Below are 14,138 nucleotides of genomic sequence, written 5' to 3'. Positions count from 1 at the left end.
AAAACCTTTATTTTTACGTTTTTTAAGACGCAGTAAAGATAAAACTTTATTGCCGATCCATTGTAACAATTGTCACCTAAAGACCTTTGTCATATTTATTATATCTATGTTAAACATCCACAATCTTTCTATATCCTTTCAAGGCGAATACCTCTTTGAAGAAATCACATTTAAACTAGGTCCTGGCGATCGTATTGGTTTAATTGGTAAAAATGGCGCGGGGAAATCCACCATGTTAAGAATTCTTTCTAAAGAGCAAGAACCCGATACGGGTCAGATTGCTGCGGATAAGAGTTTAAAAATTGGATTCTTAAAGCAGGATATTGATTTTGACTTCGGAAAAACGGTCTTAGAAGAATCTTACGAAGCTTTTAAAGAAATTAAGGCTTGTGAAGCGCAACTAGAAGATATCAACATTCAGTTAGCAGAACGTACCGATTACGAAAGTGACACCTACCATCAACTTATGGTAGACTTAAATGATGTACAACATCAATACGAAATATTAGGGGGGTATAATTATCAAGGTGAAACCGAAAAGATTTTACAAGGTCTAGGGTTTAGACGCGAAGATTTTAATAAACTAACCGATACCTTTTCCGGCGGATGGCGTATGCGTATAGAATTGGCGAAATTATTATTGCAGAATAATGATTTGTTACTTTTAGATGAGCCCACCAACCACTTAGATATCGAATCTATTATTTGGTTAGAAAACTTTTTAAAAGGGTATAGCGGTGCTGTGGTTATTGTATCTCACGATAAAATGTTTTTAGATAATGTGACCAACCGTACCATTGAAATTTCCTTAGGGCGTATTTACGACTATAATAAACCCTATTCGCAATTTTTGGTATTGCGTAAGGAGATGAAAACCCAACAACTGGCGGCACAGAAAAACCAAGAAAAGCAAATTCAGCAAACCGAAAAGCTTATTGAAAAGTTTAGAGCTAAAGCTTCTAAAGCTACCATGGCGCAATCGCTGATTAAAAAGTTAGACAAGATTGATCGTATTGAAGTAGATGAAGATGATAATAGTGTTATGACTTTAAATTTTCCGGTTTCTATTACACCAGGAAAGGTCGTAGTAGAAATGGAAAATGTGTCTAAAAAATATGGTGATCTTCAAGTTTTACATAATGTAAATCTATCTGTAGCCCGCGATGTAAAAACCGCTTTTGTAGGACAGAATGGTCAAGGAAAATCGACGTTGGCAAAAATTATAGTAGGCGATTTAGAGCATGAAGGTCAATTAACTCTTGGTCATAATGTTCAAATTGGGTATTTCGCACAAAATCAGGCGGAGTATTTAGACGGTAATAAAACCGTATTAGATACGATGATTGATGCGGCCAATGAAACCAATAGAAGTAAAGTACGTGATATTTTAGGGTCGTTTTTATTCCGAGGAGAAGAAGTAGAGAAGTATGTTAAAGTGCTTTCTGGAGGGGAGCGTAACCGTTTAGCCTTGGCAAAACTATTATTACAGCCCTTAAACGTTCTAATAATGGATGAGCCTACCAATCACCTAGATATTAAATCTAAGAACGTTTTAAAAGAGGCTTTAATTAAATTTGAAGGCACTCTAATTTTAGTCTCGCATGATAGAGATTTCCTTCAAGGGCTTACTGATACGGTTTACGAATTTAAAGATCAGAACATTAAACAATACTTAGGGGATATCGACTTTTATTTAGAACAGCGTAATCTAGAAAATCTTAGAGAAGCAGAAAAGCGTACAGTGGTTGCAGATAAACCTAAGGAGAGCAATAAGCAGAGTTATGAAGACCAAAAGAAATTAAAGTCTTTAAATAATAAACTCAGTAATATAGAGTCTAAAATTAATCAGTTAGAAAAAGAGCTTAAAGCTGATGATGTTAAGCTGGCAACGGACTACGATAAGACGGCCTCAGACCCTAAGTTTTTTGATGAGTACCAAGGGAAGAAGAAGAGATTAGAACAGCTTATGAGCGACTGGGAAGTGGTACAAGAAGATTTAGACCGGCTTTCTTAGTTGATATTAAGATTTTTTTAACGCATTCACTTCGCTATAAGGTTAGTTTTGTAAATTACTTACGATTAACTGCCTTATGTTGAGAAAAATAATTTTATCCGTTTTAGGAGTTGCCCTAATTTTAGGGGCATTTTTAGTAGCTAATTATTTAATTGCTAATAAGCATAAACCAAAGCCTGTAGTGCCCAAAGTGGTAAAAACAGTGTTGGTACAAAATGTGCAAAATACCACCGTTCCTTTGGTCATTGCGGCTAATGGTAATTTGGTAGCAAAGGAACGTGTAGAGTTGTACTCTGAAGTTCAAGGTATTTTTCAAAGGGGTTCAAAATTATTTAAACCAGGGCAAAAATTTAATAGAGGCGAAACCTTAATTCGTTTAGATGCTTCAGAATACTATGCCAGTGTACAATCTGCCAAAAGTGATTTGTACAATAGCATTGCGGCTATTATGCCTGACCTGCGTTTAGACTTTCCGGAAGTCTATCAGAAATGGCAAACCTACCTTAATAGTTTCGATTTAAATAAAACCACCCCGAAACTTCCTGAAATTTCAGCAGAAAAAGAAAACTATTTTATTACCGGTCGTGGTATTGTTAGTGCCTATTATAACGTAAAGAATTTAGAACAACGTTTAGGGAAATATAGAATTTCTGCACCCTTTAACGGTATTCTTACCGAAGCTTTAGTTACCGAAGGATCTTTAGTAAGAAGTGGTCAGAAACTAGGCGAGTTTATTAATCCTTCTGTGTATGAAATGGAAGTGGCTATAAGTAAATCTTTTGCAGATGTATTAAAGGAAGGAGAAGCGGTTCGTTTAACCAGTTTAGATAATTTAAAAGACTACCAAGGGAAAGTTTCCCGTATTAACGGAAGTATAGATGCCACAACACAGACCATTACGGTTTATATTGAAGTGGAACATGAAGATCTTAAAGAAGGTATGTATCTTGAAGCTCAACTCGATGCTGAAAAGGTTGAAAATGCCATTGAAGTGGATAGAAACTTATTATTAGATAGCGAGGAAATATATGTTATTAAAGACAGCTTACTCGATGTTATTAGCGTGAAGCCCGTGCATTTTTCTGATGAAAAGGTGGTTTTAAAAGACGTCCCTAACGGTACTTTGATTTTAAAAAAGCCCGTACCAGGAGCTTATGCCGGAATGCATGTAAAAGCTGCGAATACTTCTGAAATCCCTGAAGCCGTGCAATAATGAGGAAATTAATTGAGTATTTTATTAGGTATCATGTTGCGGTAAACGTTCTTATTGTTGCATTTGTAATTTTTGGTTTTATAGGGCTTTTTTCATTGAAGTCTTCGTTTTTTCCCTTAACCGAAACCAAAATTATTAATATTTCTATTGCTTATCCTGGGGCATCACCACAAGAAATAGAAGAAGGGATTGTGCTTCAAATTGAAGATAATTTAAAAGGTCTTAAAGGGGTAGACCGTGTTACTTCCACATCACAAGAAAATAGCGGTTCTATTACAGTAGAAATAGAAAAAGGAGAAAATATTGATTTCATGCTTCTTGAAGTTAAAAATGCTGTAGATCGGGTGCCTACTTTCCCAACAGGGATGGAGCCTTTGGTGGTTTCTAAAGAAGAAATAGTACGAGAAACTATTTCGTTCGCCATCAGTGGAAAGGACATTCCTTTAGTTACTTTAAAACAATTAGCACGACAAGTTGAAACCGATTTAAGAGCTATTGACGGGATTTCTCAAATTGAATTATCCGGATTTCCCGATGAAGAAATAGAGATTGCTGTTCATGAAATTGATTTGTTGGCTTATAATATCACCTTTAGTGAGGTAGCAGCTGCCGTGAGCCGCGCTAATATTTTAGTTACAGGTGGAAATGTGAAAACCGAGGCTGAAGAATATTTAATCCGTGCCAATAACAAACAATATTATGGTAGTGAATTATCTAATATTGTGGTCAGAGCATCTTCAGACGGAAAAGTGGTAAGGCTTAAAGATGTGGCCACCATTAGAGATCGTTTTTCAGAAACACCAAATGCTACTTATTTTAATCAAGAATTAGCGGTTAATATAGCCATTACAAGTACGAATAATGAAGATCTAATTAGTTCAGCAGATAAGGTAAATGACTATTTAACCTCTTACAATGAAAAACACGCTAATATTCGTTTAGATGTGGTTCGTGATTTGTCTGTAACCTTAAAACAACGGACTCAATTATTAACCGAGAATGCTATTGTAGGAATGCTATTGGTTTTAATATTTTTGTCCATCTTTCTTAACACCCGCTTAGCGGTATGGGTGGCTTTTGGCTTACCAATTTCATTTTTAGGAATGTTTATGTTTGCGGCGCAGTTTGATGTTACGATAAACGTATTATCGCTGTTTGGAATGATTATCGTAATCGGAATTCTTGTTGATGACGGTATTGTAATTGCTGAAAACATTTATCAACACTACGAAAAAGGGAAAAGTCCAATACGTGCTGCTATTGATGGTACCATTGAAGTGATTCCGCCGGTAGTGTCTGCCATTATTACAACCCTTTTAGCGTTTTCGTTATTCTTTTTTTTAGATAGTAGAATCGGGGAATTCTTTAGTGAAGTGGCGGTGATTGTTATTTTAACCTTAATCGTATCCTTAATAGAAGCCCTTATTATTTTACCAGCGCATTTAGCCCATTCTAAAGCCTTACGCGTTCAGAAGAAAGATGAAAACCCTTCTAAAATAAAACGATTCTTCTCCTTTATGAGGTTTATTAATAAAGGAGGCGATAAGCTAATGTCTTTTTTAAGAGACAAAGTGTATACGCCACTTTTAGATCTGGTTTTAAGATTTAAAATATTTTCATTAGGGGTATTTGTGGCCTTGTTGGTTTTAACCTTTGGTTCTTTATTAGGAGGAATTATTGGTATTACCATTTTTCCTAGAATTGCTAGTGATGCCGCTAATATTGAACTCGTAATGCCAGCAGGGACTAATGTACAGATTACAGATTCTATCATTTCTATGATTGAAGAGAAGTCCTTTATTGTTAATAAAGAGCTTACGGAAAAATACCTTAAAGGCACAGGAAAAGAATTGTTTGAAAACACGATTGTAGAGATCAACAGTAGTTCTAGTGCACGATTACGAATTAATTTACTACCCGGAGAAGAGCGTCCAGATGAAATTAAAGCCAATTTAATTACAGACCGTTTAGAAGAATTAGTAGGGCCGGTGATTGGTACAGAACGTCTTATTTATGGATCAGGAGGAAATTTTGGGGGAAGTCCGGTGTCCGTATCCTTATTGAGTAATAATATTGAAGAATTAAAAGCATCAAAATTAGAGCTTAAAAAATATATGGAAACCAATCCTTTATTAAAGGATATTGGAGATAATGATCCGGCGGGGATTAAAGAAATTCGTTTAGAACTAAAAGAAAGTGCGTATTTACTAGGTTTAGATTTACAAACCGTAATGGCTCAGATACGTTCAGGATTTTTTGGAGCTCAAGCCCAACGTTTTCAAAGAGGACAAGACGAAATTAAAGTTTGGGTCCGTTACGATAAAAATAATCGTAGTTCTATTAACGATTTAGATGCCATGCGTATTGTAACGCCAACAGGAGAGCGCGTGACCTTAAACGACATAGCCCAGTATTCAATCGTTAGGGGAGATGTGGCTATTAATCATTTAGAAGGAAAACGTGAAATTCAGGTGTATGCCGATTTAAAAGATCCTAGTTCTAGTGCAACAGATATCATTGAAGATATTAAAACAGATTTTATTCCCCAATTGCAATCCAAATATCCGACTGTAAATACTTCGTACGAAGGCCAGAATAGGGAGGCTACTAAGCTTACAAGTTCGCTGAGTGTGGCCGGGCCAATTATACTAATCTTAATTTATATTACTATTGCCTTTACGTTTAGAAGTTATTCACAACCCTTCTTATTATTACTGCTTATTCCGTTTAGTATGACGGCTGTGGCTTGGGGACATTGGTTATTAGATTTTCAGGTTAATGTGTTGAGTCTATTAGGTATAATTGCTTTAATTGGGATTATGGTTAATGACGGTTTAGTTTTAATTGGTAAATTCAACAGTAATCTAAAAGAAGGTATGGCGTTTGATTTGGCTATATCTGAAGCAGGGAAATCGAGATTTAGAGCAATCTTTTTAACATCGTTAACCACAATAGCAGGATTAGCACCCTTATTATTAGAAAAAAGTAGACAAGCCCAATTTTTAAAACCGATGGCGATTTCTATTTCCTTCGGAATTGCTTACGCCACCATACTAACCCTATTAGTTTTACCATTATTTCTCTCTTTTAGTAACACAATAAAAAAGAATGTAAAATGGTTAGCTACAGGAAATTCGGTGACTAAAGAAGAGGTAGAGCGTGCAATAAAAGAACAACAAGAAGAAAATGAGCACTAAATTTAAATTTATTACGCTATGTCTGTGCTATGGTTTTAGTATCCATGCACAAGAGGTTTTAACAAAAGACGAGGCTGTAGCTTTAGCTTTAGAGCACAATTATGGGGTTAAAATTGCCAAAAATGCCGTAACAGTTGCTGAGAATAATACCAGTATTTTAAATACGGGGTTTTTACCTACCGTTACAGGTAATGCAGGGGCCACCTATAATATTAATAATACTGAGGCCGAATTTTCCGATGGGACCAGTACGATTTTAGATGGCGCCGAGAGTTCTAATTACAACGCTAGTATTAATGTTAACTACACTTTGTTTGATGGTTTAGGCAGACATTATAACTATAAGCGATTAAAGGAAGCCTATAAATTATCGGAACTTCAAGCCCGAGAAACTATTGAGAATACCATATTACAACTCTTTTCGGTTTATTATAATGTGGCACAACTTACAGATAACTTAAACACTTTAAAGGAGACGTTAAGGATTACTAAAGATAGGTTGGTACGTGCGGAATATCAGTTTGAGTACGGTCAAAACACCAAGTTGGAGGTTTTAAATGCTGAAGTTGATATCAATAACGATAGTATTAACATCATTAATATTAAGCAAGATATTAAAAATGCAAAGCGCGACTTAAAACTGGTTCTAGGTGCTAACTATACCTTGGATTACGACGTTGAAACCGAGGTAGACTTTTTAATACAATTACAAAAAGATAGTTTGTTTGAAAAAGCAAAGGCACGCAATACGGCCTTATTGCAAACCGAAACCAATATTGCCATTAGCGAGTTAGATATTCGTTCAGGCAAATCGGGTTATTTGCCTACCATTGGATTGACGGGGACTTACGGCTGGAATAAGAGTAACAATAACGCCGCGTCCTTTGTGGGGGTGTCCACCAATACAGGGCTTTCTGGAGGTTTAAATTTAAGTTGGGATTTGTTTGATGGCGGTTCTACAATGATAGCGGTTAGAAATGCTAAGGTGAATTTAGAAACTCAGAAATTAGAAAAGGAAAGCATTCTTTTAAGTATTGAGCGCGATTTCAATAATGCTTGGGATAATTATATGAACAAATTAGAAATTTATAATATTCAGGAGAAGAATATTATAACGGCTGAAAATAATTTTAAACGTACCGAAGAGAAATTTAAAATCGGGCAAGTTAATTCTATTGAGTTCAGACAAGCCCAACTTAATTTATTAAGTGTAGAGTTGAGTAGAAATGCGGCAAAATTTGAAGCCAAATTATCCGAGTTAGAAGTCCTCAAGCTTAGTGGAGAGCTCTTAAACATTCAATTTTAAAATACCGCAATGCACGAACATTTTTTTCAATGTCCGTATTGTTGGGAAACCATCTCCATGCTTATTGATGTGTCCCAAACAACGCAGCAGTATATTGAAGACTGTGAAATCTGTTGTAATCCCATTCAAATTTCGGTTCATACCGAAAATCAAAATATCTTAAGTTTTCAAGCCGATAATATAGAGCAGTAAATGCGCTTATGACTTTGTACAAACGCGTAAAATATTATTAAACAGATTACCGTTCGTCGAAAAAATTTGCCGTTTAAAGTATTTGCGTCTATATTCGTTGTGTATTTGTGTCCCTCCACGCAAAAAATCAACACTTATGAAAACATTAAAGATCACGCTGTTATTCTGTTTAATGTCAGTATTTTGCTTCGCAGAGGTCAGTCCAAGTCAAAAATCAGCACTGATAGATTTATACAAAGCAACGCAAGGTGAGGCTTGGAACCAATCGTGGGACTTAGATCAGCCGGTAAGCACTTGGCATGGCATTACTTTAGAGCGAGATGCTGTAGTGGCCATTAATTTAAGTTTTAATAACTTAAAAGGAGAGTTGCCAGAATCCATTTCAAATTTAAACAGCCTAAGAATTTTAAATTTAGCCTTTAATCAATTAGAAGGCGAATTGCCAAAGTCCTTATCAAGTATGACGACGTTAGAGGAAATCAAATTATTTTCGAATCGTTTTAGTGGTGAAATTCCAGAAGACTTAGGACGTTTATTGCAGTTGAAATCTCTAGAGTTGTACAATAATGATTTCAATGGGGAGATTCCTGAAAGTTTAGGGAACCTTACTCAACTTGAAAATTTATTATTGAGCAGTAATCAATTACAAGGAAAATTACCAGCGAGCCTTTCGGGTTTAAAATCGCTTAAGGTTTTAAGTGTTTTTGACAATCGCTTACTAGGAACTATTCCTTCATCAATAGGTGGTTTAGCCGCTTTAGAAGAATTAGTACTTTCTAATAATGCCTTTTATGGTGAAATACCAAATGAATTGGCACAGCTTACGAACTTAAAAACCTTGCTATTAGGTCAAAATCAATTTAAAGGAAACTTTGCCGCATTGAAGTCGCAACTTCCTAATATTGTACACTTTGATCTAGATGAAATAAACAGTAAAGGGGCATTAGCCACCTTAGATACTGAAGACGACGAAGATTAATTATTCGCCATGATAACTATCTTTAAAAATGCTCAATAAAAATAATTGAGCATTTTTTTTGATTTATGCTTTGGTAATTGAAAATAAGTGTTATCTTTGCATTCGCTAAACGATATGTCGGCATTATGAACCGAAAGTTAAAAGCTAAGAATATAGTTTTTTGATTAACATCGCGGGATAGAGCAGTAGGTAGCTCGTCGGGCTCATAACCCGAAGGTCACTGGTTCGAGTCCAGTTCCCGCTACAAGGCGAAAGCCATTAAAATCAACGGATTGTGTCTCACAATCCGTTTTTTTATGTCTTCGTTTTCCGTATTTTTGCGTGCAGTACACGATACAGTACACGATTACCCGATGAAATTAACCTACACAGAACCTAAAATATACACAGGTGGTGTTGACGTCTCTAAATGGTCTTCACTAAAAAAGTCTGAACAAAAAGCAGCGCTTTCTAAAGCTTGGTATGTGTATTATTCTTATCGTGATCCTCAAACTCAAAAATTAAAAAGACAACCTAATATTAAGGCTGGAGCCAACCTTCTTACTACGAAAAAAGAACGTCTTTTAATTCTCAAACAAATAAAAAAAGCATTAGTCTTCGTTTTAGATCGTGGGTATAACCCGTATGCAGACAATAAAGACCTAAAGGATGACCTTTTAATTCTTTTAGAGCGCGGAGATAAGCTTTCTTTTAAGTCCAATGAAATAAATCATAGAGAAACTAAGGTTGATCAAGGGGTTGTAAAAGAAGTGACGAAAGAGGTTCATGTTAATGATGTGGTTATACACTCTATCCAAGAGGCATTTGATAAAGCGATGTCGATTAAAGTACAAACTTTAAAGGCTAATTCGTATTCACGTTATAAGAGCCGTATCAATCAATTTAGAAAATGGTTGAAGGCAAATAATATTAAGGAAACTCAAGATATTAAAGTGATCACTAAAAAAGTGGTTGTTGAATATTTAAACGAGGTTCTTATTAAAACAAGTGCGAGAAATAGAAATAATTCCAGGACTGATATTTCATCTCTATTTCAGGTTTTATTTGATAATGATCTTATTGATGTCAATTTTGTCAAGCAGATCAATGTTTTAAAATCAAATCCAGAACGAAATAAAACCTATAAATCTAGTGAACTGGATAAGATATTGAATTACTTGGAAGAAAAGGATCAAATTTTACTCACCTTTGTCCACTTTATTGCTTATGGTTTTCTGCGCCCTATAGAGATATGTAGGCTGAAAGTAGGAGATATAGATGTAAAGGATTCTAAAATGTATATTCGGGCAAAGAATAAACCAGTTAAAATCAAAATTATTCCTAATATACTCATAGAAAGTCTCCCTGATTTATCATTTAAAGATCCTTCATTGAGTTTGTTTACGCCTCAAGGCATTGGAGGAGTGTGGGATATTTCAGATGACTATAAGAGGGATCACTTTTCTAAGAGATATAAAAAAATTAAGGATCATTTCAATCTTGGGTCTGATTATGGTTTATATAGCTTTAGGCATACATTTGTGACTAAACTGTATCGTTCTTTAAGAGAGGAAAAAACGCCTTACGAAGCAAAAAGTGCATTAATGCAAATTACTGGTCATAATACCATGGAGGCTCTTGAAAAGTATTTAAGAGATATTGATGCAGAACTACCTGAAGATTTTTCAAAATATTTTAATAATTAACTAGTTTTTTATTAACCATCTATTCCTAATTCAACCTTAGCTTCCAGCTAAGGTTTTCTCTTTTTTATCCATTTTATTTTGAAATTGGCTCACTTATCTAAAAAAAAAACAGACTAAATCCGACTAAATTCGTCGGAAACCGTCGGAAACCGTCGGGAACCGTAGAGAACCGTCAACCGTTAAAAATAAGAGTTATATGTTTGTTTTATAATCAATTATAAAAGATTTAAAAATTTAATAATATGAATAAAAAAAGTAAAACAATTACGCTTCGAATTTCCGAGGTAGATTATTTAGAATTAGAAGCTGCTGCTCAAAAATTAGAGCTGTCAATTTCAGAATACATTAGAGAAAAATCAATTCCAAAATTTATTTTATTGTAATGCGAGATTTTTATAACAAAATAGAAGAATTTTCAACTTCTTGTAAAGCAACCGAAAAACAATTTGTCGAACGTGAGGAAGTTACTGGCTGTCTCATAGTAAAACCTGCAAATACTTGGGTGGATGAAGCAAAATCCAGACCTATTCCTAAAATGCTGTTTTCAGAGTTTATTTATGAAGGTGAAGTATCTGTACTCTTTGCAGATACTAATGTAGGAAAATCTATTCTAGCCGTTCAAATAGCTGACAGTATTAGTTCAGGAATTTCTATTGAAGGATTTGAAATAGAGACTGCTCCTAAAAAAGTAGCTTACTTAGACTTTGAGTTGTCTGATAAACAATTTGAAAAACGTTATTCACAAAATTATCAGAATCATTATATGTTTCATAATAACTTTTTGAGAGCGGAAATTGATCCAGATTTGGAACTACCTAAGAATTTTGATTGTATAGAAGATTATTTAAACCATTCGTTTTCTACCGTAGTTGAAAAGCATCAAGCAGAAGTGTTGATTATAGACAATATCACATTCCTAAAGAGTGATAATGAACGTGCTAAGGACGCTCTTTTGATTATGAAGCATCTTAAAAAGCTAAACCGTAATTACGGTATTACAATTATCGTTCTAGCGCATACTCCAAAGCGTAATGCTATCAACCCAATAACAAAAAATGATCTTGCGGGTAGTAAAATGCTTATGAATTTTTGTGATAGTGCGTTTGCTATTGGTGAAAGTGCTACTGAGCCTGATATTCGTTATGTTAAGCAAATAAAACAGCGCAATACGGAAAAAATATATCATGAGAATAACGTAGTAATGTGTCGAATATCTCAACCTTATAATTTTTTAAAATTTGAGTTTCTTGGTTATTCTACAGAACAGGAGCATTTAAGAACATTTGAGGCTAATACTTTTAAGGAAAGAGACTCTCAAATTTTGGAATTAAAAAATGAAGGACTTACAAATACAAAAATAGCCATGGAGCTGGGTGTAAGTGAGGGAACCATTAGAAATCGTTTAAAGAAAATAGCATAACGATTTTTAATGAATGCTGAAACAGTATATACCGTTAGTCAATCACTTACCGTTGAGGAAAGGACGAGACTGTATAATATGTTGAAGCAAGATTTTGAAATTAAAATCCCTGACTCATCTTCTGAAGGTCATGTGATGTTTTCAGATAAAGATGCATTGGAGTTCCTAATGCAGAACCTTTTTTAACCTAAATCATAGATTCCCAATTCGTAATAATCGTAGCCTCGTAGGGAACATAAGTATTACGAATATTACGAATTACGAATATTACGAATTACGATAATTAGTAGAGTATGAATAAATTTAAATTTTCTTTAGATCGTTCAAGTAAAAAATTTCTATGCCCTAGTTGCTCTAAAAGGACTTTTGTGAAATATATAGATAATATGTCTAATAACTATTTAGATTCACACATTGGAAGATGTGACAGAGAGTCTAAATGCGGTTACCACAAAGGTCCTAAAGGCAACTTAACTTTAGTTGATGTATCTGAGCTATCAAAACCGATTATAACGCCTAGTTTCCATGACGACAGCGTTATAAAAACATATTGTAACAATTATGAAAACAACAATTTTGTAAAATATTTAAAAACAAGGTTTTCAAAAGTTCAAATAGAAAAGTTGATAAAACGATACCGTTTGGGGTCTTCAAATTATTGGGAGGGTGGAACTGTATTTTGGCAGATTGATGAATTTATGAGAATAAAGGCAGGAAAAATTATGCTTTATAATGGTGTTACAGGAAGCAGAGTAAAAAAGCCTTATTCCCATATTACATGGATGCACAAAATACTAGAAAAGAAGGATTTTGACAGTGATTGTAGTCAAATATTAACGTCAAATTCAAAATGTAATACAAATGTAATACAAAATTCGTCATTTGTGTTACAGCAATGTTTGTTTGGTTTACACCTTTTACATGAAGATGAGGATAAGATCATTGCGGTGGTAGAGGCTGAAAAAACAGCACTTGTAATGGATATTTTATCTCCAAATTATATATGGATGGCAACAGGTTCTAAGGCCGGATTTAAAGAAAAGATGCTCAAACCATTAAAGAATAGAAAAGTAATTGCATTTCCTGATAAGTCATGTTTTGAAGATTGGGAGCATAAATCTAAAATATTAAATAAAGAAGGCTTTAATATAATCTCTAGTGACTTCTTAGAGCGTGTAGATTTATGTGATGGAGATGATTTGGTAGATTTTATTTACAAAGATTATTAATCAGTTAGATAATGATTTTACTTCATTGAATAGTACCTGTTATGTATGAATAAAAAAGACCTCTCTGAAAATGGTAGTTGTACTAAGCTTATAAACCCGGTCAATCCGTAGGCAGTTTGTAGATAGTGATAATTTTTAATTTTAAAATACAGCTAATTAATTGTGCCAAGCTTAAAATAGGGTTTTAATAAGTACCTTTTCCTTCTACACAATGTCTTATTCCTCCTTTAGGGTTTTTCATATTTCCTTGATATCTTGGAATAATATGGCAGTGAAAATGCATTACTGATTGTCCTGCTACTTTACCACAATTCATCCCGATATTATATCCATCAGGAGTAAATTCTTTTTCTATCGTGTGCTAGAAGAATATCTTATATAATTTGTTACGTATTTCAGCAACTAATTTAGCAAATACATATCAAATAGAGAACCCGAGAGTGATTTTGTAAGTAGACGAGAAGGCAGTAATAAAATATACACGTCTTAAGTTAGCATTTTAATAAAAACACTAAATTAAGATCTATAAATTAGAAAGAACAAAAGAGAGGAATAAGGTTATTATATACGCAGAGACTACAGATCTCGTCAACATTGAAAATCCCCTCTCTTTTACTACACAGATTTCGTACAGTTCTATGAGGCTTTTAGACCTCGATTTTAAGTCATTGAAACTTGGGTAGTCGTCCTTTCAAAAATCATTTTCTTATGAATAAAGATATTAAATATTTTGAACTGCGAAGCACATCATGAATACCTAATTAATAAAATAATAAAATATGAATAAATAGACATTAGCCATTTGGTTTTTGATGTCACCGATTCTGAAGGTAATTATTACCAGTTTAAAAACACGATATCAGGCTTTAAAAACTTCGCTAAACTTCTATCAGCAAATAGTCA

At 34.2% G+C, this 14,138-nt stretch carries 11 protein-coding genes, 1 tRNA gene and 1 pseudogene; 12 read left to right on the top strand and 1 reads right to left on the bottom strand.

Annotation, left to right across the window (positions count from 1 at the left end; translation table 11 throughout):
• Positions 1 to 106: 106 nt before the first annotated feature.
• From DFQ08_RS13295 to DFQ08_RS13250, 11 genes are all read left to right on the top strand, one after another.
• Positions 107 to 2,014, top strand: coding sequence for an ABC-F family ATP-binding cassette domain-containing protein (locus tag DFQ08_RS13295; protein ID WP_114310530.1), 1,908 nt, complete (start codon positions 107 to 109; stop codon positions 2,012 to 2,014).
• A gap of 79 nt (positions 2,015 to 2,093) precedes the next feature.
• Entirely contained in the window at positions 2,094 to 3,227 is a 1,134-nt protein-coding gene (locus DFQ08_RS13290) for an efflux RND transporter periplasmic adaptor subunit (protein WP_114310790.1), read from the top strand.
• Positions 3,227 to 6,424 (top strand): efflux RND transporter permease subunit, encoded by a 3,198-nt coding sequence (locus DFQ08_RS13285; RefSeq protein WP_114310529.1) that lies wholly within the window; start codon positions 3,227 to 3,229, stop codon positions 6,422 to 6,424. Before DFQ08_RS13290 ends, DFQ08_RS13285 begins: the two co-directional genes overlap by 1 nt.
• Complete coding sequence (locus DFQ08_RS13280; protein ID WP_114310528.1) at positions 6,414 to 7,730, top strand: TolC family protein; 1,317 nt, start codon at positions 6,414 to 6,416, stop codon at positions 7,728 to 7,730. The genes DFQ08_RS13285 and DFQ08_RS13280 overlap by 11 nt, the downstream gene beginning before the upstream one ends.
• A gap of 9 nt (positions 7,731 to 7,739) precedes the next feature.
• On the top strand, positions 7,740 to 7,922 hold the full coding sequence (locus DFQ08_RS13275; RefSeq protein ID WP_114310527.1) for a CPXCG motif-containing cysteine-rich protein: 183 nt from the start codon (positions 7,740 to 7,742) through the stop codon (positions 7,920 to 7,922).
• 136 nt (positions 7,923 to 8,058) lie between these two features.
• Positions 8,059 to 8,901 carry a leucine-rich repeat domain-containing protein gene (locus tag DFQ08_RS13270; RefSeq protein ID WP_114310526.1) on the top strand — a complete coding sequence of 281 codons (843 nt, stop codon included), beginning with the start codon at positions 8,059 to 8,061 and terminating at the stop codon, positions 8,899 to 8,901.
• Between the two features lie 171 nt (positions 8,902 to 9,072).
• Positions 9,073 to 9,145 (top strand) — tRNA-Met (locus DFQ08_RS13265).
• 109 nt (positions 9,146 to 9,254) lie between these two features.
• Positions 9,255 to 10,586, top strand: coding sequence for a tyrosine-type recombinase/integrase (locus tag DFQ08_RS13260; protein WP_245935439.1), 1,332 nt, complete (start codon positions 9,255 to 9,257; stop codon positions 10,584 to 10,586).
• Between the two features lie 242 nt (positions 10,587 to 10,828).
• Entirely contained in the window at positions 10,829 to 10,969 is a 141-nt protein-coding gene (locus DFQ08_RS16220; RefSeq protein WP_181858413.1) for a plasmid mobilization protein, read from the top strand.
• On the top strand, positions 10,969 to 12,006 hold the full coding sequence (locus DFQ08_RS13255; protein ID WP_114310524.1) for an AAA family ATPase: 1,038 nt from the start codon (positions 10,969 to 10,971) through the stop codon (positions 12,004 to 12,006). The genes DFQ08_RS16220 and DFQ08_RS13255 overlap by 1 nt, the downstream gene beginning before the upstream one ends.
• A gap of 293 nt (positions 12,007 to 12,299) precedes the next feature.
• On the top strand, positions 12,300 to 13,235 hold the full coding sequence (locus tag DFQ08_RS13250; protein ID WP_114310523.1) for a DUF6371 domain-containing protein: 936 nt from the start codon (positions 12,300 to 12,302) through the stop codon (positions 13,233 to 13,235).
• 184 nt (positions 13,236 to 13,419) lie between these two features.
• Here DFQ08_RS13250 and DFQ08_RS13245 read toward each other — a convergent pair whose 3' ends face one another.
• Positions 13,420 to 13,590 carry an HIT family protein gene (locus DFQ08_RS13245; protein WP_262508906.1) on the bottom strand — a complete coding sequence of 57 codons (171 nt, stop codon included), beginning with the start codon at positions 13,588 to 13,590 and terminating at the stop codon, positions 13,420 to 13,422.
• Between the two features lie 432 nt (positions 13,591 to 14,022).
• Between DFQ08_RS13245 and DFQ08_RS16430 the strand changes: the two are divergent.
• Positions 14,023 to 14,138: pseudogene (locus DFQ08_RS16430) on the top strand (IS110 family transposase); the annotation flags it as partial.

It is taken from the genome of Winogradskyella arenosi (assembly GCF_003337305.1).
Classification (GTDB): Bacteria; Bacteroidota; Bacteroidia; order Flavobacteriales; family Flavobacteriaceae; genus Winogradskyella; species Winogradskyella arenosi.
This window is presented reverse-complemented; position numbering and strand designations above follow the sequence as displayed.